Here is a 23,810-nt window from a genome sequence, read left to right on the forward strand (position 1 = left end):
CTCCTCAATGCGCCAGCGCGCCGATCATGCGCACGGGGCGCTTGCGCGGGAACACCCGCTCCAGCCAGACGGCGAATGCCGGCAGCACAGTCATGGCCATGACCATGTTGATCATGAACATGAAGGCCAGCAGCTTGCCCATGTCGGCCTGGAACTTGAGCTCGGAGAACGACCAGGTGGCGACACCAATGGCCAGGGTGATGGCGGTGAAGATGGTCGCCACGCCGACCTCGAGCAGCGCATGCTCGACGGCCTTGGTGATCGGCTGGCCGTTGGCCTGGTGCAGTTGCAGGCGGTTGTAGATGTAGAAGGCGTAATCGACACCAATACCCACCGCCAGCACCATCACCGGAAGCGTGGCGATGGTCAGGCCGATCTGCAGCTCCTTCATGAACCAGTAGCCGATGAAAGTGCCGATGGTCAGCGGCAGGCAGCACACCAGCACGGCACGCAGGTCGCGGTAGACCACGAACACCAGCAAGGCGATGGCCGCGTAGACGTACAGCAGCATCGGCGTCTCGCTCTTCTCCACCTCCTCGTTGATGGCCGCGAGCACCCCGGCATTGCCCGAGGCCAGGCGCACCGAAACGCCCTGCATGGGGAACTCGGCACGGAAGGCCTTGGCGGCTTCGATCACCCGCTTGATGGTGGTGGCCTTATGGTCTGCCAGGTACAGATGTACGGCGGTCATGCTGCAATCAGCGCGCATGATTCCTGAGATACGAGCGACCTCGGTGGCCAGCGAGGAGTAGTTCATCGAGTCAATGGGGACCGCACTCATCTTCGGATTCCCCTCGTTGTAGCCCTCGTTGAACTGGCGCATGCCGGTTGAGAACGAGGCGACCGACAGGACCCCGGGAACGCCTTGCATTGCCCACACGAAGCGGTCCTGGTATTGCCCCAAGGCCACGTTCTCGCAGGCGCCGACGACCTCGCCGGACTCATCCGGCTGGACCTCGAAGACCACGCTCAGCCAGTCCAGACCGATGTCGTAGTTGCTGGCGATGGACACCGCATCGCGGTTGAAGCGGGAATCCTCGCGCAGCTCCGGTGCACCGGCCTGCAGCGTACCAACCACCCGATCATGGCTCTGCCAGACCGCCACGGCGAACACCAGCCCAGCCGCAACCAGCACCAACCGGGCATTGCGCCATTCGGCGAGGCGGGACAGGCCATGCAACCAGCGGCTGCGGCGCTCACGGGAAAGCTCCTCCGCGGCGGCGTAGCGGCCGTCGACCTTCAGCATCGAGGCCACCAACGGCAGCATCACCAGGTTGGTGATGATCTTGTAGGCGACGCCAAGGGAGGCGGTGATGGCCAGCTCGCGCACCATCGGAATCGGGATCAGCAACAGCGTCACAAAAGACACGAAGGCCGTCACCAACGCCAGGGTACCGGGAATCAGCAGGCCGCTGAAGCTGGAGCGGGCGGCCTGCTCGGCACTCTTGCCGCAGGCGATTTCGCGCACTATGTAATTGATCTGCTGCACGCCATGGGACACACCGATGGCGAACACCAGGAACGGCACCAGCACGGCGAGCGGATCGAGGCCGTAGCCAAGCAGACGCAGGCTGCCGAACTGCCAGACCAGCGAGGTCAGCGAACAGGCCAGGGCAAGCAGGGTGAAGCGCACGGAGTGGCAGTACCAGTACACCGCAGCGGCGGTCAGAAACAGCGCCAGCAGGCAGAACTCCAGTACCGCGGAAGCACCATCGGCGATGTCGCCGATCTGCTTGGCGAAGCCGATTATCTGGATCTCGAACTTGGCGTCCTCGAACTGCGCGCGAATCTGCTGTTCCAGGATCTGGTTGTAGGCCACGTAGTCCAGGTGGGCGCCAGAAGCATCGACCTCGTTGAGCTCGGCGGTGATCATCGCACTGCTCTGGTCACGCGAAACCAGGGTGCCAATGAAGCCTCCCTGGGCCGTGGAGCTGGCAATCTTGCCGATGATCTCCTCGTCGAGGCGCTCCGGCGTCACCGTGCCGGGAATCAACGGGTCGGCGCGAAAGCCCTCCTCGGTGATCTCGTTGACGAAGGAGTTGGGCGTCCACAACGACTGCACGCTACTGCGCGAAACGCTGGGCAGGAAGGTCACCGCCTGGGTTACGTCATACAGGCGCTTGAGCCCCGCCACGCTCCAGATATCACCCTCGCGCGCCTTGACCACTATGGTCAGGCGATTCGCCCCGATCAGGTCGTTGCGGTAGGCATGGAAGGTCTCGACGTACTCATGGCCAATCGGCAACTGCTTTTCGAAGCCAGCCTCCATACGCAGTTGCACGGCGAACCAGGCCATGCCCAAGGTGAAGACGGCCAGCAGCGCCAGTACTGCCCAGCGCTGCTTGAATAGCCAATCCTCCAGGCGTGGCAGCACGCCACGCCTCTTCACTTCGGTTATTTCTAAAACAGGAGTGTTCACAGCATGCCTCACAGAGAGTGCGAAACCGACAGGCCAACGTAATCCCGATCACGCAGCAGCTGGTCGTAAGAGGTATCGCCATCGTTGAACTTCGCGTAGTTCAGGCTGACTTGCCAGTTACCCGGATTGCGCACGAAGTTCACATACAAATTCATCGCGCTGGCGTCTCGGGTATAGGTCGAATAGATCGATGGCGTGCGGCCATTGCCCAGGGAGCGCTGGTAATAGACTCCCGGCGTCACCGTCCAGCCTGGGATGACGGTGCCGTCATAGGTCAGGCTGAAGTCGACATGCAGCCCCGAGGAGCTCTTGTCGCCATGGGCTTTAGGCGGAAACTGCGACAGGTCCTCCACCCAAGTGTTGCCCCCCGCCGCAACCAGTTCACCGTCGTAGCTGTCATGCAGCCCCGGGTATTTCACCAGCACCAGTTCCGACAGGAAGGTACCCGTGCTGGCCCCGGTGAACTCGAGGAAGTCCGGGGAGTTGGCGTTGGTCAGGCTGTAGATGCCCGTCAGGTGCCACTGGAATTTCTTGGTGTCCTTCCAGCATTCCCCTCCCCGTCCCGAGCAAGGAGCAGGACCAAATGCAAGACCGGGCAAGGGATTGAGCGGTACTGCCTCCTTGGGGCGATAGGACAGCTCGGTGCCCACAGCCCAGTCGCCGATCGGCCCGTTGGCGCTGATGCCGTAAAGCATGCGGTCTTCCGGGTAGACCCATGTGGGAGCGAAAGTCGCCTGGTTGTAGTTCACCTGCGGCAGCTTGTCGTGATAGCGCATCACGTAGAAGCCGTAGTTAACGTCGCTATCCTCAGGCTGCCAGCGCACGGAGAGCCCCCATTGACCACTGTCGCGGGCATCCTTGTCGTCGTATCCATAGGCTTCCATGCCTTCGCCGATCACGTTGTAAGTCGACCAATAGCTGCCCACTGGAGGCAATTCGCTCTTGTTCCAGCCGAACTGGTAATACGCCTCGACGTTCACGCCGTAGCCCAGCCCCGTGGCGACGCTGAGCATAGGGGCCGGCAGCACGGCTTCCTTGAGCTGAACGCCTGGACTCGAGAGCGCCTGGAAGTCATAGGAGTTGGTGGCATTGATGCCACCAATCGCGAACAGGCTCTCACCCCAGTTGATAACCTGGTTGCCCAGGCGCGCGCGAACCCGATGGTCGGCCACATCGAAGCTCTTGCTTACCCACAGGTCGAGCAGGCGCGCCTTGAACTTCAGTTCGTCACGCGCATCATCGGTCAACCCGTCGCTGCCAATATCCGAACCCAAGGCCTGCCGGAACTGAGTTTCGGCTCCCAACGACCCCGTGGTATCGGTAGCGGCGAAGTCACGCTTCCAGCTACCGCGCGCCATGAAGGTGAAGTCCTCGGGGAACTTCAACACCAACTCGTGGACACCTTTGATGTAGTTGGTGAACAGATCGCCCTTGCCATAGTTCAAGTTGCCCTGATCGCCGATACCGGAAACGGTCGGGTCCAGGCAGCCGCTGGGCGGATTGTGGCCACCCGCACCAGCATTGATCAGATCACACCCCGGGGACTGGGTACGCACCCCCATACCCGCCGAGATAGTTGAGTCAAAAGAGCCACGGATATTGTCCGTCTCGAAGGTAAACCCCACGGCCAGCGGTGCGGCACACGCAATGGCCAGGCCCGATGCTTGCGAAATTATTCTTTTCATGTCGGCACCCTAATTCGCGGTTAGCGCTCGCTGATGGAACGCAGGTTGTCGGACGTGTAGAAGTCGCGCTCCATGCGCGGGTTGTTGCCGCCCTCGGTGATCCAGCGGTGGTCATCCTTGCCTACGCCAACCGAGGTCATGTCATACAGGTAACGGCCATCGACCAGGTTGTACTGAACCTGGGCCTCCATATCGCAGCTGCCGGTCTCGTACACCGGAATGGTGAAGCCCTCGCGCACCTTCCAGACCTGCCCCTGCTTGTCATAGTCGACCGCCATCAGGCCGTTCCAGCTGTCCTCGTCGATGTAGAACACGCGCTTCGGCGCCTGGTGACGCATACCCTGGCGCACGGTGGCCTCGACCACCCAGACGCGGTGCTGCTCGTAGCGGCGGAACTCGGGGGCGATGGCGTCGTCCTTGGCGAAGCTCGCGACCTTGGCAGAGGTGTCATAGGCGCCGAAGGAGTTGTAGGGCACGATCAGCTCCTGCTTGCCGACCAGTTTCCAGTCGAAGCGATCCATCGGGCCGTAGAAGATGTTGGACTCATCAATGGTGTACTGATTGTCCAAGCCGATTTGCGGTGCGTCGTAGGAATAGGCCGGCATGCGGCGCACACGACGCTGACCCGGGAAGTAATAGAAGGTGGTGGTCTGCTCACCCGCCTTGGTGGTGAGCACACCGGCCTGACCGGCCAGGGAAACCGGATCGAAATAGGAGAAATAGGTCGCTGTCTCCATGCCGTCAGTCGAGGAAAACAGCTTGCTGCCCTTCTCTCCCCAGGGCGTGAACATTGTCCAGTCCAGTGAGGTGTTCAGCCAGTCGCCTCCGGCCTTGCGCGGGGAAATACCGGAGATGGTCTTGGTCATGTGAAAGCCGACGCCGCGGTAGTGCATCTTCATGTTCCACATCACCTGCGCACCGGTAGTGGGCTGCGGGAACGGGATGCCGGGAACGTGGGCTTCTTCCAGGGCAAGACCGCTTGCGTCGAGCTTGGCGAAGCCGACGTTCTTCCTGGTGTTCTCGGCGACGAAGTCCGGCACGCCACAGCTGCGGCGGGTCGGGTACACGTCCATGCGATAGCCTGGGATCTTCTTGAACAGCTCCAATTGCCCGGGCGAAAGCTTGCTCGCGTATTGCGCGACGTTATTTGAGTCGATGCTGAAGAGCGGCTTGTCATCCTTGAACTTCCAGTGCTGGCCGCGCACCTGGCCGTAGCTCCACCCCAGATCCTGCTGACCTGGCGGCGTCCAGGCTGGAATCACCCCATCGGCGCTCGCGGCAACCTCCCCTCCCAACGGCGTTAGCGTGGTGCCCAGCAGGGATGCATCGCTCTCCGCAGCCTGAACCGAACAGAAGGCGGCCGATGCCGCCAGCGCTACCAGCAGTTGCCTGACTCCACCTGCGATGGAGTTGCCGACATCGGGGCGCTGAATCACGTCTTTCATTGGGAGGTCCTCATGGGGCTTTAACCGGCGACCGGAGCTTCCTGGAAGGAAGAATCGGGCTGTGCCAGACTTCTGGTCATTCGACTTGATCAAGTGACCAAGTCATTCGACCAACAGCAAACCATGTGCCAACCAACGTAATGGTTATATTTTCCTTATATATCAGCTACTTATTATTTTTATAACAATTGTAATGTGATACCTGGACACCCAACTATGCACCAACTTGCCTCAGGCGCGCGCACCAACATGTGAATTTACGAAACGATTGTTACCTTATTTCTCCAAACAGAAGAAGAGAGACACCGGGTACGAGTTCGACGCCGAATGGCGCTTCCAAAGCATAGGCGCCGTTAACAGATACATATCGCTCCATGACGCCGCGAAGTGGCATGGGGTAGCATCCGCGGCGCTGCCCCAACCCGGGCATTGGCGGCATAGCGACAGCAACGGAGAAACGTTCATGGCCAGAGTGGGCGCTGAACTGCGCAGGCAGGATTTCGTGAAGGCGACGGTCAAGGTGATCGCCGAACATGGCGTGGCCAATGCCACCACACGGCGAATCGCCGCTGAAGCCGGTTGCCCCCTCGCCTCGTTGCACTATGTATTCCGGACCAAGGACGAGCTCTTCTACGCCGTCTACGAATCGCTCTTCACCCTGCCCCAGCAGACCCTCGACCAGGTACCTGCCGGAACGACCCCGTCTGAGACGGCAGCGGAGATGCTGCGCCAATTGGTCAACTGGTTCTCAACCAATCCGGAACTGGCCCGCGCGCAATCCGAACTGTTCTTCTGGACCATGCGCAACCAGCCGGAGATGGCCAGCAAGATCTACTCGGTGGGTGTCGAGGCAACTGAACTGGCCCTTGAGCGCACCATCGGCAACCGTCTCGACCAAGCGGCGCTCAAGGCCACCAGCCGCACACTCATCCTGCTGTTCGACGGCCTGCTCGTAGCCTGGACCGCCCACAGCGACCTCGAGCGCTTGCGGGCGGAAACCGAAACAGCTTGCCGGGCACTAGCCCTACTGGTGGAAGAGCACTGAGCCAGCCGCCGCGCAAGCGGCGGCCCCGTTACCGCAGGATCAGCCCCCCGCACGCGCCTCCCCGTCCCAGCCGCCACCGAGGGCGCGGAACAGGTCGACCAGGGCGATCTGCCGTTCGGTACTGGTCTCGATCAACGCCAGCTCATTGATGAAGCTGCTGCGTTGGGCATCCAGGTAACGCAGGTGGCTGTCCACTCCCCCCTCGTAACGTGCCCTGGCGAGCTTCAGGGTCTCGCTGCTGGTATCCGCCAGCGAGCGTCGGGCGGTTTCCTCGCGGCGCAAGGTATCGGTGGCCGCCAGGGCATCGGCCACCTCGCGGAAGGCGGTCTGGATGCTGCCCTCGTAGACGGCCACGGCGGAGTCCTTGCGTACCTCTGCCAGGCTCAGGTTGGCGCGGTTGCGGCCGGCATCGAATAGCGGCAGCGTCAGGTTGGGCACGAAACTCCAGCCGCGCGAGCCGCCCTCGAACAGCCCGGACATTTCCGCGCTGGAAGTACCCAGGCTGCCAGTCAGGGTGATGCGCGGGAAGAACGCCGCGCGCGCCGCGCCAATATCGGCATTGCGTGCCTTCAGGCGGTGCTCGGCGGCGAGGATGTCGGGGCGTCGTACTATCAGTTCCGAGGCGGTGCCGGAGGCGATGTCCTGCAATACCCGCAGCCTCTCCGCCGACACCGCCGGAATCGTGGCAGCCGCATCCGGTGTGCCCAGCAGCAGCACCAGGGCATTGAAGGCCTGCTGCTTCTGCCGCTGGTTGCGCTCCAGTTCGGCGCGGGACTGTTCCACCAGCCCCAGCGCCTCCTGATAGTCCAGCGCGGTGGCGGCACCGGCGCCACGGCGCTGCTCGATCAGTACGAAGGAATCCTCGCGGCTGGCCAGGGTGCGATGGGTCAGTTCCAGGCGCTGCTGCGCGCCGACATGGGTGAGGTAGGCCTGGCAGACCTCGGCCACCAGCGCGATCCGTGCACTGCGCCCCGCCTCTTCGGTCGCCAGATACTGTTCCAGCGCCGCGTCGGTGAGGCTCTTCACCCGGCCGAACAGGTCCAGCTCGTACTCGGGCAACGCCAGACCGACCTGGTAGCTGCTGGCGACATCCCTCGCACCCGTGCTGGACAGATCAGCCGGCTGGTGCTGGCGATTCCCCGAGGCGCCGGCGGCAAGGCCCGGCACCCGGTCGGCGCGCTGGATACGGTACTGCGCGCGAGCCTGCTCGATGTCCAGCAGCGTCTGGCGCAGGGAACGGTTGTTGTCCAGGGCGATGCCCACCAGGCGGCGCAGCTCGGCGTCGATGATGAAGGCCTGCCAGTCGAGGCCGTCGACCTCGGCGCCGAACTGATGGCTGGCGGTGTTCCAGGCCTGGGCCACCGGCGCTTCGGGGCGCTCGTAGGTCGGTGCCAGGGAACAGCCGCCGAGGGACAGGGCGAACACCAGCGCCGAAACGGTAAAGAAGGATTTGCGCATGGCGATCACTCCAGAGCCTGGGCCGGTTGTTCGACGGGGGCGGGTTTACGGCGCAGCAGCGACAGCACCCAGACAAAACAGACAGGCACGAAGATCACCCCCAGCAGGGTGGCGCCGAGCATGCCGCCGATCACGCCGGTACCGATGGCGCGCTGGCTCGCCGCGCCGGCACCCGTGGCCAGGACCAGCGGCACCACGCCGAGGATGAAGGCCAGGGAAGTCATCACGATGGGGCGGAAACGCAGGCGCGCGGCCTCGATGGCGGCTTCGCACAGGCTGCGCCCCTGCTCCCGGAGCTCCTTGGCGAACTCGACGATGAGGATCGCGTTCTTCGCCGCGAGACCGATGACGGTGATCAGGCCCACCTTGAAGTACACATCGTTAGGCAGGCCGGCGACTATCACCGCCAGCACCGCGCCGAGCGCGCCGATCGGCACGATCAGCATCACCGTCAACGGAATCGACCAACTCTCGTAGAGCGCCACCAGCACCAGGAACACCACCAGGATGGCGAGGGCGAACAGTTGCGACGCCTGACCGCTGGCGACCTTCTCCTGGTAGGAAAGGCCCGTCCATTCGTAACTGATACCTGCCGGCAGCTGGGCTACCAGGCGCTCCAGCTCGGCCATGGCCTCGCCGGTGCTGACGCCGTACATGGCGTCTCCGGCGATGCGGATCGACGGATAGCCGTTGTAGCGCACGATCTGTACCGGCCCCTCCTCCCAGTGAGTGCTGACGAAGGCGCTCAGCGGCACCAATTGGCCAGCGGCATTGGGCACGTGGAGCCTGAACACGCTTTCCGGTGTCATCCGTGCGCCCTGTTCGGCCTGCACCACCACGCGCTGCTGGCGGCCGGAGTTGGCGAAGTCGTTGATCACCGCCGAACCGAAGGCGGTGGACAGCGCGCTGCTGATCGACTCGAAGCTCACACCGAGGGCGCGCGCCTTCTCGCGATCGATCTCCAGGCGCAATTGCGGGGCTTCCGCCAGGCCCTCCATCATCGCGTAGAGGATCTTCGGGTTGCCGTTGGCCTGGCCGAGCAACTGGTCACGGGCGGCCAGCAGGGCTTCGCGGCCCAGGCCGCCACGGTCCTGCAGGCGCAGGGCGAAGCCGCCGGAGTTGCCAAGGCCATCGATGGGCGGCGGGGTCACCGCCATGATGGCGCCGTCGTCGGGGGAGGCGAAGCGCTCGTTCACCGCGGCCGCTTCCGCCTCGGCCGATTGCTCTTCGCCGCGCAGGGACCAGTCCTTGAATGTGGGAAAAGCCAGCGCAGCGTTCTCGCCCATGCCGGAGAAGCTGAAGCCCATCACCAGGAAGGACGAAGCGACTGCCTCGCGCGGTTGCAGGAAGCCCTCCAGCTCCCGGACAGCCGCATCGGTACGCGCGCGCGTGGCGCCCGGCGGCAGCTGGATGTCGACGATGGTGTAGCCCTGGTCCTCCACCGGCAGGAAGGACTCCGGCAGGCGAAGGTAAAAGAAGCCCAGCAATGCGACCATGCCCAGGTACACCAGCATGAAGCGTCCGGCCCGCTGCACCAGCCCTGAGTTCAGCAATGTGTAGCGCTCGGTAAGGCGGTCGAAGGCGCGGTTGAACGCACCGAAGAAACCGCGCTTCTCATGGTGGCCCAGGGGGATCGGCTTGAGCAGCGTGGCGCACAGCGCCGGGGTGAAGGTCAGCGCGAGGAAGCCGGAGAACAGGATCGACACCGCCAGCGACAGGGAGAACTGCTGGTAGATGACGCCAACGGAGCCGGCCATGAAGGCCAGCGGCAGGAACACCGCCGACAGCACCAGGGTAATACCGACTATGGCGCCGGAGACCTGTCCCATCGCCTTGACCGTGGCCGCCGCCGGCGAAAGCCCTTCCTCGGCCATGATCCGCTCGACGTTCTCCACCACGACTATGGCGTCGTCCACCAGGATGCCGATGGCCAGCACCATGCCGAACATGGTCATCATGTTCACCGAGAAGCCCAGCAGGTGCATCACCGCCAGGGTGCCCAACAGGCACACCGGCACCACGATGGCCGGGATCAGCGTATAGCGCACGTTCTGCAGGAACAGGAACATCACCAGGAACACCAGCACCATCGCCTCGAACAAGGTGTAGATGACCTTCTCGATGGCCACTTCGACGAAACGCGAGGTGTCGTAGGGAACGGAGTACTCCACATCGCTCGGGAAGTTCGCCGAGAGCTCGGCCAGGCGCTGCTTCACCGCCTCGGCGGTCTGGATGGCGTTGGCCCCGGGGGACAGCTGGATGGCGCCGGCGACGGCCGGCTTGCCATCCAGGCGCGAATCGAAGTTGTAGCTCTCGCTGCCGATTTCCAGGCGCGCGACGTCCGCGAGTTTCACCGTGGAACCATCGGCGTTGGCACGCAGGACTATGCGGCCGAACTCCTCCGGGCTGTCCAGGGTCCCTTTCACCGCCAGGGTCGCGGTCAGCTCCTGCTGCGCGCTGCCCGGGGAGCTGCCGAAGCTGCCGGCGGGCACCTGCACGTTCTGCCCGGCGATGGCGCCGCTCACATCATCTATGGACAACCCATAGCCCACCAGCTTCTGCGGGTCGATCCACACACGCATGGCGGCTTCGGAGGAAAAGAACTGCAGCTTGCCGACGCCGGGCACGCGGCGCAGTTCGTTGTTGATATGGCGCGCGGCGTAGTCGCCCAACGCCGTGGTGTCGGCGCGCTCGGCGCCTTCCTTGTAGCTGAGCGCGTAGATCAGCAGGAAACCGGCGCTGGTCTGCTCCACCTGGATACCCTGGGTGAGCACGGACTGCGGCATGCGCGCCTCGGCTTTCTTCAGGCGGTTCTGCACATCCACCTGGGCCAGTTGCGGGTCGGTGCCCGGCTGGAACGTCACCACCACCTCGGCGATGCCGTTGGAGTTGTTGGTCGATTCGAAGTAGAGCAGGTCCTTGGCACCGTTGAGCGACTCTTCGATCACGCTGGTGACCGAGTCCACCAGCACCTTCGCCGAGGCGCCCGGGTAGGTGGCGGTGATCGTGATCTGCGGCGGTGCCACGTTGGGATACTGCGCCACCGGCAGCAACGGGATGACCAGCAGGCCGGCCAGGGAAATGAACAGCGCCACCACCCAGGCAAAGTTCGGGCGTTTGATGAAGAACAGAGACATTAGGGAATCCTCGCGGCGAACACGGCCTTACTGGCGCGCTGCCTGTTGCTCCTGCGCCTGATGCGGCGCGACCCTGGTACCCGGCTGCAAGCCGCTGAGGCCACCGACAATGACCTGGTCGCCCTGTGCCAGCCCTTCGCTGATCTGCCAGCGCGACCCCTGCATGACGCCGGTCTTCACACTGCGCAGCTCGGCTCGGCCGCCCTCGCCCACCACCAGTACCTGGGCACCACCATCGCTGGTGCGCTGCACGGCACGCTGCGGCACCAGGATGGCCTGGTCGTCCATCCCCTGGGGCGCACGCACGCGCACGTACATGCCCGGCAGCAGGACCCCGTCGGGGTTCGCGAACTTGCCGCGCAGGGAGACCTGGCCGGTACCGGGGTCCACCGCCACGTCGGTGAACAGCAGGGAGCCCTCGCGCTCGTACTCGGTGCCTTCGACGCGAATCGACAGCGCATTTCCGCCGCTGGTGGCGAGGTTTCCGACCTTGAGCGCTTCACGCAGGCGCAGCACATCCGCCGCCGGCTGGGTGAAATCCGCATAGACGGGGTCCAACTGCTGGATGCGCGCCATCAGCGTGGCGTCGCCCTGCCCCACCAGCGCCCCCTCGGTCACCAGCGCACGCCCGATTCGTCCGGAAATCGGCGCGGTGACCGAGGCGTAGCCCAGGTTCAGACGCGCGCTTTCCAGATCAGCCTGGGCCGTGCGGGTTGCCGCCTGGGCACTGCGCAAGTCTGCAACGGCGCTATCGAAGACCTGCTGGCTTACGGCCTCTACCTTCACCAGCCGCTCGTACCGTTTCACTCGAGCCTGAGCCTCGGTCAGTACGGCCTTGGCACGCGCCAGCTCGCCTTCGGCGCGAGACACGGCCGCCTTGAGGGGAGCCGGATCGATCTGGAACAGCAGGTCGCCCGCCTTGACGTCGGCCCCCTCCTCGAACCGCTTCTGCACGACGATGCCGGCCACCCGCGCCCGCACCTCCGCGACACGCACGGGCTCGATCCTGCCCGGCAGTTCGGAGGTCAGCACCAGCGGCTCGGTGACCACCGTCGACACGGAGACCGGACGCGGCGCCTCGACCGGAGCCACCTGTTCTTCCGCGGGCCCACAACCCACCAGTGCCACCGACGCCACCAAGGCACCGACCATTCCCGTTACTCGTAAATTGCCCATGATTCACCCAAGGCTTGATTAAAAACTGGCCAAATGATCCCAGTTAAAATCAAATGAGTCAAATGTGTCTCATTTTGGACATTTGTGATTGAATGCATCACTCCCTTTTGGTGCTAAGGGCTTTTCTGCACAATGCGCGCAACCGAAAACCGAACCGAGGCCCACAGATGCCCCTGACCGCCAATGACGAACGACTCCTGAAGGCACTGGCCGTGGCCATCGTCGATCGCCCACGGGCGACGCTCAAGGAGCTGGCGGAATCAGCGGGAGTGAGCAAGGCGACGCTGCACCGCTTCTGCGGTACCCGCGACAACCTCGTGGAGATGCTGGAAAGGCATGGCGAGACGGTGCTCAACCAGATCATCGAAGCCGCTGACCTAGAACGTGCCGAACCGCTCGATGCGCTGCGCCGGCTGATCGGTGAACACTTGAAACACCGCGAGGTGCTGGTATTCCTGATGTTCCAGTACAGTCCCGACTTCCTCAGCGCGGAGGGAGATGGCGCGCGCTGGCAGTCCTACATCCATGCCCTGGACGCCTTCTTTCTGCGCGGCCAGCAACAAGGCGTGTTTCGCATCGACATCACCGCGGCGGTGTTCACCGAGCTGTTCACCACGATGATTTACGGCATAGTCGATGCCGAGCGCCGCGGGCGCGTGGCCAGTTCCAACTCGGCCAGTGTGCTGGAGCAGATGTTTCTGCATGGCGCCGCTGTTTGAGTGACGGCCAATTGGCATTGCTGGCGGAGCGGCTGCCAACGCACGATTGTGGGTCGTTGGCGGCAAACGTCGCTATCCCGTCATCAGGCGTGCTCACATGCTGCTGACCAGATGCCCCCCATCCACCGCCAGTACGCTGCCGGTCATGAACGCACCGGCATCGCTGGCGAGCAGCAGGAACGGCCCCTCCAGTTCGTGGAGCTCACCCAATCGACGCATGGGCACCCGCTCGCGGATGTAGCTGTTGCCCATTTCGCTTTCGAAAAAGGCTTCATTCATTTCCGTCTTGAAGTAGCCCGGGGCTATGGCGTTGACACGGATCTTGTAGCGCGCGAGCTCCAGCGCCAGCGACCTGGTCAGCTGCACCACACCGGCCTTGGCGGCGCTGTAATGGCTGTAGCCCGTGGCGACACGCAGGCCCAGGATCGACGCGACATTGATGATGCTACCGCCACGCCCGGCCTTGGCCAGCCGCTGCGCGGCGACCTGGGCGACGCGCCAGACGCCGTCGAGGTTGGTCGACAACATGGCGCGCCAATCTTCCTCGCTGATCTCCAGCGGGCGCTGGCCGTTACCGATGCCGGCATTGTTGAGAACCACGTCGACCACGCCGAAGTACGCCTCGGCAGCGTCGAAGGCCGCCTCGACGCTGGCCCGATCGGTGACGTCAAGGGCAACCGACAGCGCCTGGGCACTCTCCCACTCGACGTCCTTGGCGACTTGCTCGAGCCGCTCGACACGCCGCGCGGCCAGTACCACGCGAGCGCCGGCGCGGGCAGCCAGCCGCGCCAAGTGCGCGCCGATGCCGCTAGAGGCGCCGGTGATCAGCACGGTTCGGTCAGCAAGGGAGAAGTTCTGGGCAAAATCGTGACTCATCAGTACACCTCGAACAGCGTGGCAGCACGTCTTGTATGCGCATTGGGTTCCCTCTCCCTCCGAGAGCAGGGCCAGGATGAGAGGATGCGTGGTCGCCCCCATGGCTAGCCCTGCTCCCAGAGCGAGAGGGAAATATCAGATTCTTTCGATGCGAGTCTTGCCAGCAGCGACCAGGCGCTCAAGCAGCGGTGCCGGCTGGAACCACATCTCGCCGTACTCGCCGAGAACCTGGCGGTAGTGCTGGATGCCGGCCAGGACCTTGTCCAGCCCCAACTGCTCTGCGTAGTGCATGGGGCCGCCGAGATGGGCGGGGAAGCCGTAGCCGTTGATCCAGACCAGATCGATGTCGCCGGAGCGCAGGGCGATGCCTTCATCCAGCAGCTGGATACCCTCGTTGATCAGCATGAACAGGCAGCGGTCGAGGATTTCCTGGTCATCCATGGGGCGTCGTGGCAACTGCAGCTCGGTGGCCAGGCGCTCGGCGATGGCAACGACCTCAGGGTCGTCCTTGCGGTTGCGGCCCTCGTAGAGGTAGAAACCACGCCCGGTCTTCTGGCCGTATCGCCCCATGGCATACAGCTCCTCGCCGAGACGGCAGTAGCTGTCGTCATGGGCAATGGCAGCACGATTCCCGTCGCGGATCAGGAAGTTCACATCGATGCCGGCCAGATCCAGCATGCTGAAAACCCCCATGTTCAGGTCCAGGCCGGTCAGCACGCCATCTACCTGCGCGGGCGTGGCGCCCTCCAGTACCAGGCGATGGGCTTCGCGGGCGTAAGGCTCGAGCATGCGATTGCCGATGAAACCGAAGCAGACGCCGGACATCACCGGCAGCTTGCCGATACGCCTGGCGATCTTCATGGTGGTGGCCAGCACGTCCGGCGCAGTGGCCTTGCCCCGCACGACTTCCAGCAGGCGCATGACATTGGCCGGGCTGAAGAAGTGCAGGCCGATCACGTCCTGCGGGCGGGAGACGGTCGCCGCGATGACGTCGACGTCGAGCGACGAGGTGTTGGTGGCAAGGATGGCGCCCGGCTTGCACACCTCGTCCAGGGTGCGAAATACCTGCTGCTTGATCTCCAGCTTCTCGAACACCGCCTCGATTACCAGGTCGGCGTCGGACAGGTCGGCGTAGTCGAGGGTGCCGAACAGCAGATCCATGCGCTGCTCCAATTGTTCGACGGTCATCTTTCCGCGCTTGACGCTGAGCTCGTAGTGCTTGCGGATCTGCATCAGGCCGCGGTCCAGTGCTGCCCCCTCGAGCTCGAGCAGCGCCACGGGGATGCCGGCATTGGCGAAGCTCATGGCGATGCCGCCGCCCATGGTGCCGGCTCCGATTACCGCAACCTTGGCGACCTTGCGCAGCGGAATGTCCGCCTCGATGCCTGGAATTCGCCCTGCCTCGCGTTCGGCGAAGAACACGTGGCGCAGCGCCTTCGACTGGCGGGAGGCCTCCGCCTGTTTGAACAGCGCCAGTTCGCGGGCGAGGCCTTCCTCCAGCGGCAGCAGGCAGGCGGCTTCCAGCGCAGAGAGCACCAGCCGTGGCGCCAGACGGCTTTTCCAACGCGGCTCGTGCTCGGCGCGATAACGGACGAGGAAATCGTCCGGAAGCCCCTCGGCCGGCTCCGGCCAGGCCTCCGCCGGTCGTGCCGGAGCTGAACAACTGATGAGTTCGTGGGCGTACGCACGCGCCTCATCCAGAAGCTGGTCGGCGCTTGAGGCTATGCGGTCGAGGATGCCCAGCATGCGAGCGCGTTCGGCATCTATCTGCGCACCCGAAAGAATCAGGTTCAATGCCGATTCCGCGCCAATCAGCCGCGGCAGGCGCTGGGTACCACCGGCGCCGGGCAAGAGGCCCAGGTTGATTTCCGACAAACCGACTCGCGCGCTTGGCTCACCCACCCGGTATCCGCAGGCCAGGGCCAGTTCCAGGCCACCACCCAGGGCCAGTTTGCCGATGGCGGCGACCAGCGGTTTATGGATCCCGGTCAGGCGCACCAGCATGCTGGGCAGGTCTGGCTCGGCGAAGGACGCGTCGGTGCCGAACTCCGAAATGTCAGCACCGGCGCTGAACAGCCCATGTTCGCCGTAGAGGATGATGGCCTGCACCCTGGCGTCAGCGGCCGCGCGCGCGCAAGCATCGATGATGGCGGCGCGCAGCGGCTGACTGAGTGCGTTGACCGGAGGACGGGCCAGGCCGATCAGGGCCAGACCGTCTTCGAGGCGGTAGTTGATCAGATCGCTCATTGGGTGGTCCTTGAATTGCGTTGCCAGGTTTCGACACCCGGCCGAAACACGGCCGATTGCCGGTATCGAGCCGGCGGACTTGGCTTTCCAGGCCGATCAACCCCAGTTCCATGACTCGCAAGCGACATGCAGGCTGTCCTGGAGGAAGTCGGCTTCGAAGTTGAGCTCCGGCGTTCAGCGCAGGGATGCGCCGGCACCAGGCGAGCGGAAGTGCACTGGCGAGTTCCAGCTACTCAGAAATGCCTGAATACGTCGCCGATGCTGGCGATCGGCAAGGCCGAACGGGGGCTGGCAATGGCGAGCAGAATGGGGCTATCGATTGAATGGATGGCACAGGCGGCCAGGACCACGACCAGGCAAGCGAACAGGAAACGGCGCATCGAAAACCTCCGCCACTCGGCCTGGGGCCGAATGCAGTGCCTTTTGTTATTGGTGGCACTGAGTCTGGTCGCCGCCAGGCGCGAAAGCTTTGCAGATCGCGCCACAAAATATGCAAATCATGACTCCCGATACCTGCCATGCAGCAGCAGGCGCCAGCCCGCTACCTCAAGGCGGCAATGGCGCCTGGTCGTTGCGCTCGCTGGCGGTGCAGGTGCCAATGGCGCCAGGCCTTGGTGTAGGATCTTTCAATAAGCTATTGGGCCTTCATCGCCCCTTTCCTTCCACGAGGGCCGTAACTCCTGGCCGCGCCGCATGGTTCTTTCGGGCATCCGATGACTTCTTTCGTCCGTGGCATCGCCCTGCTGGGATTCGATGAGTTCGCAACCAGCCAAGGGCTCGATCCGCACCGTCTTCTGGCTGAAGTCGGGCTCGCGGGCGACGCCCTGGAAGGCCTGATTCCCGGTGCGACGTTCAATGCCTTGCTGGAGCTGTGTGCGGAGCGTTCGGAGAATCCGTTATTCGGGCTGCAATTGGGCCTGCACCAAGGCTCGCAAGCCCTGGGCAGCCTGTTGTACGTGATCCAGAGCGCCCGTACCGTGGGCGATGCGCTGAAGGCGCTGACACAGTACTTCCATGTCCACAGCAGCGGGGCGGAGCTCCGTCTCGAACGACAGGGCGGGAACGCCCGGCTCTTTTACGACGTGACCGATGGAGATGCCGCCTCGGTACGACAGACGGTGGAGTTGGCCTTGGGCATAGGCGCTCAACTCATGCAAAGCTTGCTGGGCCACCCCTGGAAGCCGAGCGGATTGCTGGTACGACACCCAGCGGGAGCGGCACCCGCCATTTACAGACGCCTGCTGGGCGTCACGCCGCGCTTTGATGGCCCCGTTAACGCCTGGGTCTTCGATGCGGCATTGCTGGAAACGCCCCTCAGCGCTACCGATGAAAGATTCCAGCGGTTGGCCCAGCGCCATATCGACGAACTGGCCCGGATTACCTTGCAGGAGCTGCCGTCGTACGTGCAGAAGCTGCTACGCGACCGGCTCGCCAATGGCCAGGTCACCATCGAGCAGGTCGCCGGGCACATGCAGCTCAGCCCGCGCACCCTGCAGCGCTACCTCCAGGCCGAAGGCACCGGCTTTCAGGAGCTGCTGGACCAGACGCGCCAGGCGATGGCCACGCGCTACATATGCGACTCGTCCATCAGACTGACACAGCTTGCCGAGCTGCTGGGCTACGCTGACCTCAGCGCATTCTCCCGGGCCTTCACCCGCTGGAACGGCGTCAGTCCGCAGAAATGGAAACAGCACTATCAGCAGACCGAGCGGCTGGCCGAGTCCGTCGCCGCCCCGGCTCCCCCTCGTCAGCCGCGCGCGAGCGGGCAGTAGCGGAACATGGCGCTCAATCCGTTCGTTCGCGCCCTCAGTCTTGTCGGCTTCGATGCATTCGCCAGCGGCCAGGGCCTCAATCCGGCGGACATGCTTCGGCGCGCGTCGCTGCCACAGGACAGCCTGAGCCGGCAGGACGGCATCCTCTCCTATCGCCGCTACTGTGAGCTGCTGGAACTCTGCGCGGCGCAATCGGGCAATGCCTCGTTCGGCCTGCAGTACGGACTGTTCCAGGGCATCGATGTCTTTGGCGAGCTGTTCTATCTGATTCGCAATGCCGGCACCGTCGGTGATGCGCTGGCCGAGTTGAGCGCGAACTACTCCCTGTATAACGGCGCCGCCGAGGTCGGTTTCGACCTTGAAGGAGGCGTCGCTCGCCTCGGCTACCGCGTCAACGAGTGCGATATTCCCGGATTACGCCAGGCGGAAGAACTGGCTTGCGGCGTCGGCGTGCAGTTGCTGCGCTCCCTCGCCGGTGCTGGCTGGCGGCCGGCAACGGTCCGGCTCCGGCACCAGCCGCTGGGCGATGAGGCGACCTATCGCCGGGCATTCGGCGTGCGACCGGTCTTCGCCGCCCGTTGCACCGAACTGGAGTTCGACGCATCGGTGCTTTCACTGCCCCTGGGCGCGGCCGATGCACGGCTGCACCAGCTCATCGCCGAACACATTGCGAGGATGGAGCGGCTGTCGGCCGACGAGCTGCCCAGCTACGTCCGGCAGTTGCTGCGCAACCTGCTGCCCAGCGGCCGCGCCACCCTCGAGAAGGTCGCCGACTGCATGGCCGTCAATCCGCGCACGCTGCAACGCCGGCTGGAACAGGAAGGCACATCCTTCCAGCGCTTGCTGGATGAAACCCGTCAGGGAATGGCTCGCCACTACCTCGACGATCCGTCCATCAGCATGGCGCAGATGGCAGGGCTGCTCGGCTACTCGGACGCCAGCGGATTCAGCCGGGCATTCAACCGCTGGTTCAACGTCAGCCCCTTGAAATGGCAAAAGAGACACGGCTCAAATAGGCAACCACGCCTGCTGCGCAGCCGCCACCCGAACCTCCAGAGCTAAGCGCGCCTCGCGGCAGCTGGGGCATTGGAAGGTGGGTGGTGAGCCAGACAGCGGCCCAGATGCTCGGGTCTTTCTCTGGCATAGGGACTACTCGCAATGGGCGCCGCCTTCCCGTGGGGAGGGTGACAGGTCAGCGGCAGAAACAAGTAGACCGGCACTTGGCCGGGCTGGGTGTCATTCAGTGGGGTGATTTCTAGGTAATAGGCCCGCCCTACTTTCAGCCTCTGCGGTTCCAATCACCTATCTGCTTAAGTGCTGTGTCCAGCAGAAACCAAGCAGATAGCGGGGCAGCGACGAAGACAAACGGGATCATCATTAAGAACCCATGGCCAACCAATGGGGTGAGATCAAGTCCATCTGCAAAACACGCATGAAGGTATTTCAACCCTCCTTGGCAACCAAGCTGAACGTAGCCGAGCTCGCTAAGTTTCCATCCAGCCCATGTGTAGGCGGCAGGCAGTGCTGACAGGGTGTATCGGGTCGTCCAACTCATCTGCTCCGCCCGCCGGTAAAGCATGACCGGCGGAACAATTAGCGCTGCGGCGAGAACCGTCAGCAGGAGAAGATCCAACATGGCGCGTAGCCCCAAACCGAGTTGACCACTCCAGCATAGCTGCAGCCAGTGGCCTGGCTTCACTGCCGGACTCGCCCATTTAGCGCCGAGGAAGAGGGCCTATCAGTCTTTCGCCTGCTGGAATGAAAGCCCGATCACCCGCACCGGCAGGAACCGCAACAGATCGCGGTTGCTCCAGTAGTCGTCCGGGTGGATCAGGATGCTGTCGAGCGCACGGCCTTGGCGTTCGGCGTGGTAGTACCAACGGCGAGACTTGCGCTCAAGGACTTCCATGTAGCGGATATGGCCGGGTAGAGGGTGGCGTGATGGCCAAGACCGCCAAGGAACGAAAGCAAGAACAGCGCGAACGCGACAAGCAGACCGAAGAACTGCGCCTGGCGCGCCTCCTCTCCCGCAGCATCAAGGTGGACCTGTTCAAGGCCACCGACGCCAAGCTCATCGAGATCATGCAGCGCCTGGAGATCGAGGAACCGCAGGACGTGATTCAGCGCCTGATCCATGGCGCGCACCGCCTCGACGATGAGTCGCTGAAGGAAATCACCACGCTGTGACATAGGGCTGTGACGTCACAGCGCCCGGTCACGCATTGCCATCACTCAACCGTCATCACGACCCTCGCATTTCACCTCTTTCTTGTACTCGTCACGTTTGGCTTCGATCTTCACTCGGCACGGACCGTCCCAGTACTCGTCCTTCCACTCGCCTCGGGCCCACGTCCGGCCACGTCCATCCGGGCATTTGACCTCCAGCTTGTAGTCGCCCTTGTCAGAGACCTCTTTGACGCGACACGGGCCGTCCCGGTACTCGTCTTCCCACTTGTCATCGCGATCACCCGCGACAGCCAAGCCAGCAACGCAGGAGAACATCAGAAACGCGCCAACGAAAGGCTTTATGCCCATCACTCAACCTCAACAGCGAGCCTCGATAAGAGCCCCCGCATGAGCTGAGGGCGCCAGATATCCCTAAGACACTGGCGCAAGCGCTTTTGCTCACCGTCGGCTACGCGGCTTGTCGTAAGACCGCACTGCCTCACCCCACCCGCCAGCCGCACCAGCGGCACGGCATCGCGTGGCTGGTCACAACGTTTTACCTTCCTCTCGCTTCTCCGTGTCAGGTTTGCCGGGAACGATTGGGTGGTCCTTCTGGGAGTACAGATAGTTCCTCAGCATCCGATCCGCCTCTTGCCGGACCTCTTTCGGCAGATCGGCGTTACGGGATAGCCCCATCAAGAGATCCCAGGTCTGGTAGACCGATTGAATTCGTTGATTCGAGAGATTCATACAGTGCCCTCTTGTTCGATTGAACGGCTCATGCCCCTCAAGAGGCTTGGCTTTGCGAGAGGTGGGAGTCGTAGAAGGACCAATATATTGAATCTGGGCAAGCCCAAATATCGCCGTACGCAGCAACCTGTCGTAGCGATTACGGCCAAGTCCTTGTAGTGGATCGACTACAGGTACGGAACCCGCCATGCCAGCTTTTGGCATTGGTCGCGACCTGACCTGGCGGGAGACCTCAACCATCACACACGCCGCCTGCCGCTGGAACAGCACCAGCGGCACGGCATCGCTCGACCTGGAGAAAGCCATGACCACATAAGGATCCGTGTGCAGCGGCATCGAGGCCGCCAATGTGGCCTGGCATCCGCTGGGATGGCGTGCTTCCTGGTTCGCCGAGATCGAGCCGTTTCCCTCCGCCGTCCTCGCTCACCGCTGGCCGGAGGTGCCCAACCTAGGCGACATGACCAAGCTCGCCCGCCAGGTGCAGCTGCTCAAGTCCGGCCTGTCCCCGAAGTCGGTCAACGAAATCTTCACCGTGGTGCGCGGCGTCTGGGCCGATGCCTATGGCGACGGCATCCTCAAGAGCAACCCCTTGGACCGGGTGAAGAACGTCGAGCGCGACCACGATGACGATTCCGCCGATCCGTTCACCCGCGAGGAATTGGAACTGATCGCCAAGGTGGAGACTACCCGGCAGCAGGACATCACCATGATCCTGTTCGACTGCTGGGCGGGGCTTTCGGTGTCTGAGCTGATTGGCTTGGGGGGGATGATGTGGATCTGGAGGCAGGGACGTACCAGCACGACCCGAGCAAGGAGGCTAGCTACTTCGTGAATCTTCGGACTGAGCTGGGCGAACGGACGATGTGGGGCAAGGACTTCAAACAGCTGATGGAGCAGTTCCAGCCTGGAGAACGGATCCGCCTGCTGGATCACGGCACCCAGGCGGTGAACGTGGTTAACCAGCATGCCGATGGCACTGCCGAGACCAAGGTCGCCCATCGCCGCACCTGGACAGTGGAGCGTGAAGGTATGGCAATTGATCGCGAGCTTTCCGTAGCGGCGACGTCCGCCGCTACGGCCGTTCCTGTAGTCGCAGAGCATGCTTCCAGCGTCGGGCGCTGGTTCATCGGGCATCTGAAGCGCGCCCGGGTCCGACACCGCGGGCCTAACCAATGCCGCCGCACGTTCGCCAGCCAGGCGCTGTCGTGCTATGTCCCGGTCGAATGGGTCGCGCGCCAGCTGGGGCACACCGACACCACCATGGTGAAGAAGCACTACGGGCGATGGATTCCCTCTGATACCCGGAGCATGGCCGGCATCGTATCCCAGATGATGGGGTTCCGCCCCGAATCGTCCTAGAGCGTCCTACCGGCGGATTATGAGGGGTCGATTTGGTCCTAATTTGGTCCTAAATCGAAATCCCAGAAAGCAAAAACCCCCGACTTCTCTAGGAATATCAGGGGTTTGCTTGAATCGGAACGTGGCGGTGAGGGAGGGATTCGAACCCTTGAAGTCAGACTCCTATGCCGCGCCAAGCCGCTTTAGATCAGCGTCCCCGCCTTGATGGTCGGCCTAAAGCGGTTCTCGGCGGTGCCGTTTTTGCCCCAGCGTTGCCCCAAAGCCGACTTGCATGCCTGTCTCCATGCAGCACCGCAGCACACTGGTAAGCGATGCGTGCGACGCGTAACCGAAAGCAACACCCGCAAGGTGGGGCGGCGAGCCTGCCACCCCACTTTCACACTCAAAAGAACGCCTGGATGCCGGTCTGCGCGCGGCCGAGGATCAGCGCGTGGACGTCGTGGGTCCCCTCGTAGGTGTTGACCACTTCCAGGTTGACCAGGTGACGGGCCACGCCGAACTCGTCGGAGATGCCGTTGCCGCCCAGCATGTCGCGGGCCATGCGCGCGATATCCAGGGCCTTGCCGCAGGAGTTGCGCTTCATGATCGAGGTGATCTCCACCGCGGCAGTGCCTTCGTCCTTCATCCGGCCCAGGCGCAGGCAGCCTTGCAGGGCCAGGGTGATCTCGGTCTGCATGTCGGCCAGCTTCTTCTGGATCAGCTGGTTGGCGGCCAGCGGACGACCGAACTGGTTGCGGTCCAGCACGTACTGGCGCGCGGTGTGCCAGCAGGCTTCGGCGGCACCCAGGGCGCCCCAGGAGATGCCATAGCGGGCGGAGTTCAGGCAGGTGAAGGGGCCACGCAGGCCGCGCACCTCAGGGAAGGCGTTCTCTTCCGGGACGAAGACGTTGTCCATCACGATCTCGCCGGTGATGGAGGCGCGCAGGCCGACCTTGCCGTGGATCGCCGGGGCGGAGAGGCCCTGCCAGCCCTTCTCGAGGACGAAGCCACGGATCTCGCCGGCGTCATCCTTGGCCCAGACCACGAACACATCGGCGATCGGGCTGTTGGTGATCCACATCTTGTTGCCGGTCAGGCGGTAGCCGCCGTCGACCTTCTTCGCGCGGGTGATCATCGAGCCCGGGTCGGAACCGTGGTTCGGCTCGGTCAGGCCAAAGCAGCCGATGTATTCGCCGCTGGCCAGCTTGGGCAGGTACTTCTGCTTGGTGGCTTCGTTGCCGAACTCGTAGATCGGCACCATCACCAGAGAGGACTGCACGCTCATCATCGAGCGGTAGCCGGAGTCCACCCGCTCGACTTCACGGGCGATCAGACCGTAGCACACGTAGTTCAGGCCGCTGCCGCCGTACTCGGCGGGGATGGTGGCGCCGAGCAGGCCGGTCTCGCCCATCTCGCGGAAGATTGCCGGGTCGGTCTGTTCATGGCGGAAGGCTTCGAGGACGCGCGGGGCCAGCTTGTCGGCGGCGAACTGCTCGGCGCTGTCACGCACCATGCGCTCTTCTTCGGTGAGTTGCTGGTCCAGCAGCAGCGGGTCGATCCAGTTGAAGCTTGCTTTG

General features: G+C 63.5%; 19 protein-coding genes and 2 pseudogenes. 7 read left to right on the plus strand and 14 right to left on the minus strand.

Going from position 1 to position 23,810, the window contains the following annotated elements; genetic code table 11:
* Positions 1-4 precede the first annotated feature (4 nt).
* Genes E8F12_RS06075 through E8F12_RS06085 form a run of 3 tightly spaced genes read right to left on the minus strand, consistent with a single transcriptional unit; the run spans position 5 to position 5,549 of the window.
* Complete coding sequence (locus E8F12_RS06075) at positions 5-2,419, minus strand: efflux RND transporter permease subunit (RefSeq protein ID WP_280324380.1); 2,415 nt, start codon at positions 2,417-2,419, stop codon at positions 5-7.
* 8 nt (positions 2,420-2,427) lie between these two features.
* Positions 2,428-4,104, minus strand: coding sequence for a DUF1302 domain-containing protein (locus E8F12_RS06080; protein WP_280324381.1), 1,677 nt, complete (start codon positions 4,102-4,104; stop codon positions 2,428-2,430).
* A gap of 20 nt (positions 4,105-4,124) precedes the next feature.
* Positions 4,125-5,549, minus strand: a complete 1,425-nt coding sequence (locus E8F12_RS06085; RefSeq protein ID WP_280324382.1) for a DUF1329 domain-containing protein — start codon at positions 5,547-5,549, stop codon at positions 4,125-4,127.
* Positions 5,550-6,012: 463 nt separating this feature from the next.
* On the opposite strand from E8F12_RS06085, the gene E8F12_RS06090 reads away from it, so the two are divergent.
* Positions 6,013-6,594, plus strand: a complete 582-nt coding sequence (locus tag E8F12_RS06090) for a TetR/AcrR family transcriptional regulator (RefSeq protein ID WP_280289359.1) — start codon at positions 6,013-6,015, stop codon at positions 6,592-6,594.
* A gap of 39 nt (positions 6,595-6,633) precedes the next feature.
* Here E8F12_RS06090 and E8F12_RS06095 read toward each other — a convergent pair whose 3' ends face one another.
* From E8F12_RS06095 to E8F12_RS06105, 3 genes are read right to left on the minus strand one after another with little or no spacing between them, the layout of a single operon-like run.
* Positions 6,634-8,052 (minus strand): efflux transporter outer membrane subunit, encoded by a 1,419-nt coding sequence (locus E8F12_RS06095; protein ID WP_280324383.1) that lies wholly within the window; start codon positions 8,050-8,052, stop codon positions 6,634-6,636.
* A 5-nt stretch (positions 8,053-8,057) separates the two neighbouring features.
* Positions 8,058-11,189: an efflux RND transporter permease subunit gene (locus tag E8F12_RS06100; RefSeq protein WP_280324384.1), complete on the minus strand. Its 3,132-nt coding sequence runs from the start codon at positions 11,187-11,189 to the stop codon at positions 8,058-8,060.
* Between the two features lie 27 nt (positions 11,190-11,216).
* Positions 11,217-12,365 (minus strand): MexC family multidrug efflux RND transporter periplasmic adaptor subunit, encoded by a 1,149-nt coding sequence (locus E8F12_RS06105; RefSeq protein ID WP_280324385.1) that lies wholly within the window; start codon positions 12,363-12,365, stop codon positions 11,217-11,219.
* A gap of 167 nt (positions 12,366-12,532) precedes the next feature.
* Here E8F12_RS06105 and E8F12_RS06110 point away from each other — a divergent pair, with 167 nt between their 5' ends.
* Complete coding sequence (locus tag E8F12_RS06110; RefSeq protein WP_280324386.1) at positions 12,533-13,084, plus strand: transcriptional regulator; 552 nt, start codon at positions 12,533-12,535, stop codon at positions 13,082-13,084.
* A 93-nt stretch (positions 13,085-13,177) separates the two neighbouring features.
* On the opposite strand, the gene E8F12_RS06115 is transcribed toward E8F12_RS06110, so the two are convergent.
* The 3 genes from E8F12_RS06115 to E8F12_RS06125 form a co-directional block, all read right to left on the minus strand.
* Positions 13,178-13,960: a glucose 1-dehydrogenase gene (locus E8F12_RS06115; RefSeq protein WP_280324387.1), complete on the minus strand. Its 783-nt coding sequence runs from the start codon at positions 13,958-13,960 to the stop codon at positions 13,178-13,180.
* A 135-nt stretch (positions 13,961-14,095) separates the two neighbouring features.
* Positions 14,096-16,207, minus strand: coding sequence for a 3-hydroxyacyl-CoA dehydrogenase NAD-binding domain-containing protein (locus tag E8F12_RS06120; RefSeq protein ID WP_280324388.1), 2,112 nt, complete (start codon positions 16,205-16,207; stop codon positions 14,096-14,098).
* A gap of 233 nt (positions 16,208-16,440) precedes the next feature.
* Positions 16,441-16,587, minus strand: coding sequence for a hypothetical protein (locus E8F12_RS06125; RefSeq protein WP_280324389.1), 147 nt, complete (start codon positions 16,585-16,587; stop codon positions 16,441-16,443).
* A 333-nt stretch (positions 16,588-16,920) separates the two neighbouring features.
* Between E8F12_RS06125 and E8F12_RS06130 the strand changes: the two genes are divergently transcribed.
* Together E8F12_RS06130 and E8F12_RS06135 are read left to right on the plus strand one after the other, a co-directional pair.
* Positions 16,921-17,979 (plus strand): AraC family transcriptional regulator, encoded by a 1,059-nt coding sequence (locus tag E8F12_RS06130; RefSeq protein WP_280324390.1) that lies wholly within the window; start codon positions 16,921-16,923, stop codon positions 17,977-17,979.
* 6 nt (positions 17,980-17,985) lie between these two features.
* Positions 17,986-19,041 carry an AraC family transcriptional regulator gene (locus tag E8F12_RS06135; protein ID WP_280324391.1) on the plus strand — a complete coding sequence of 352 codons (1,056 nt, stop codon included), beginning with the start codon at positions 17,986-17,988 and terminating at the stop codon, positions 19,039-19,041.
* A gap of 217 nt (positions 19,042-19,258) precedes the next feature.
* Here E8F12_RS06135 and E8F12_RS06140 read toward each other — a convergent pair whose 3' ends face one another.
* Both E8F12_RS06140 and E8F12_RS06145 read right to left on the minus strand, forming a co-directional pair.
* Positions 19,259-19,615 (minus strand): hypothetical protein, encoded by a 357-nt coding sequence (locus tag E8F12_RS06140; RefSeq protein ID WP_280324392.1) that lies wholly within the window; start codon positions 19,613-19,615, stop codon positions 19,259-19,261.
* Between the two features lie 102 nt (positions 19,616-19,717).
* Positions 19,718-19,888 (minus strand): hypothetical protein, encoded by a 171-nt coding sequence (locus E8F12_RS06145; protein WP_280324393.1) that lies wholly within the window; start codon positions 19,886-19,888, stop codon positions 19,718-19,720.
* A gap of 32 nt (positions 19,889-19,920) precedes the next feature.
* On the opposite strand from E8F12_RS06145, the gene E8F12_RS06150 reads away from it, so the two are divergent.
* Positions 19,921-20,166, plus strand: a complete 246-nt coding sequence (locus E8F12_RS06150; protein WP_280324394.1) for a hypothetical protein — start codon at positions 19,921-19,923, stop codon at positions 20,164-20,166.
* A gap of 45 nt (positions 20,167-20,211) precedes the next feature.
* Here E8F12_RS06150 and E8F12_RS06155 read toward each other — a convergent pair whose 3' ends face one another.
* Together E8F12_RS06155 and E8F12_RS06160 are read right to left on the minus strand one after the other, a co-directional pair.
* A complete protein-coding gene (locus tag E8F12_RS06155; RefSeq protein ID WP_280324395.1) occupies positions 20,212-20,514 on the minus strand; it encodes a hypothetical protein in 303 nt (100 codons plus the stop codon).
* 177 nt (positions 20,515-20,691) lie between these two features.
* Positions 20,692-21,231: a hypothetical protein gene (locus E8F12_RS06160; protein WP_280324396.1), complete on the minus strand. Its 540-nt coding sequence runs from the start codon at positions 21,229-21,231 to the stop codon at positions 20,692-20,694.
* On the opposite strand from E8F12_RS06160, the pseudogene E8F12_RS06165 reads away from it, so the two are divergent.
* Positions 21,218-21,376, plus strand: a pseudogene (locus E8F12_RS06165) (DNA cytosine methyltransferase); the annotation flags it as partial. The gene E8F12_RS06160 and the pseudogene E8F12_RS06165 sit on opposite strands and share 14 nt — an antisense overlap.
* 626 nt (positions 21,377-22,002) lie before the next feature.
* Positions 22,003-22,254 (plus strand): annotated as a pseudogene (locus E8F12_RS06170) (site-specific integrase); the annotation flags it as partial.
* Between the two features lie 382 nt (positions 22,255-22,636).
* Here the strand turns inward: E8F12_RS06170 and E8F12_RS06175 are convergent.
* A partial coding sequence (locus E8F12_RS06175; protein ID WP_280324397.1) for an acyl-CoA dehydrogenase occupies positions 22,637-23,810 on the minus strand: 1,174 nt, incomplete at its 5' end.

Origin of the sequence: Pseudomonas sp. BN102 (genome assembly GCF_029871245.1) — a bacterium.
Taxonomy (GTDB): Bacteria; Pseudomonadota; Gammaproteobacteria; order Pseudomonadales; family Pseudomonadaceae; genus Metapseudomonas.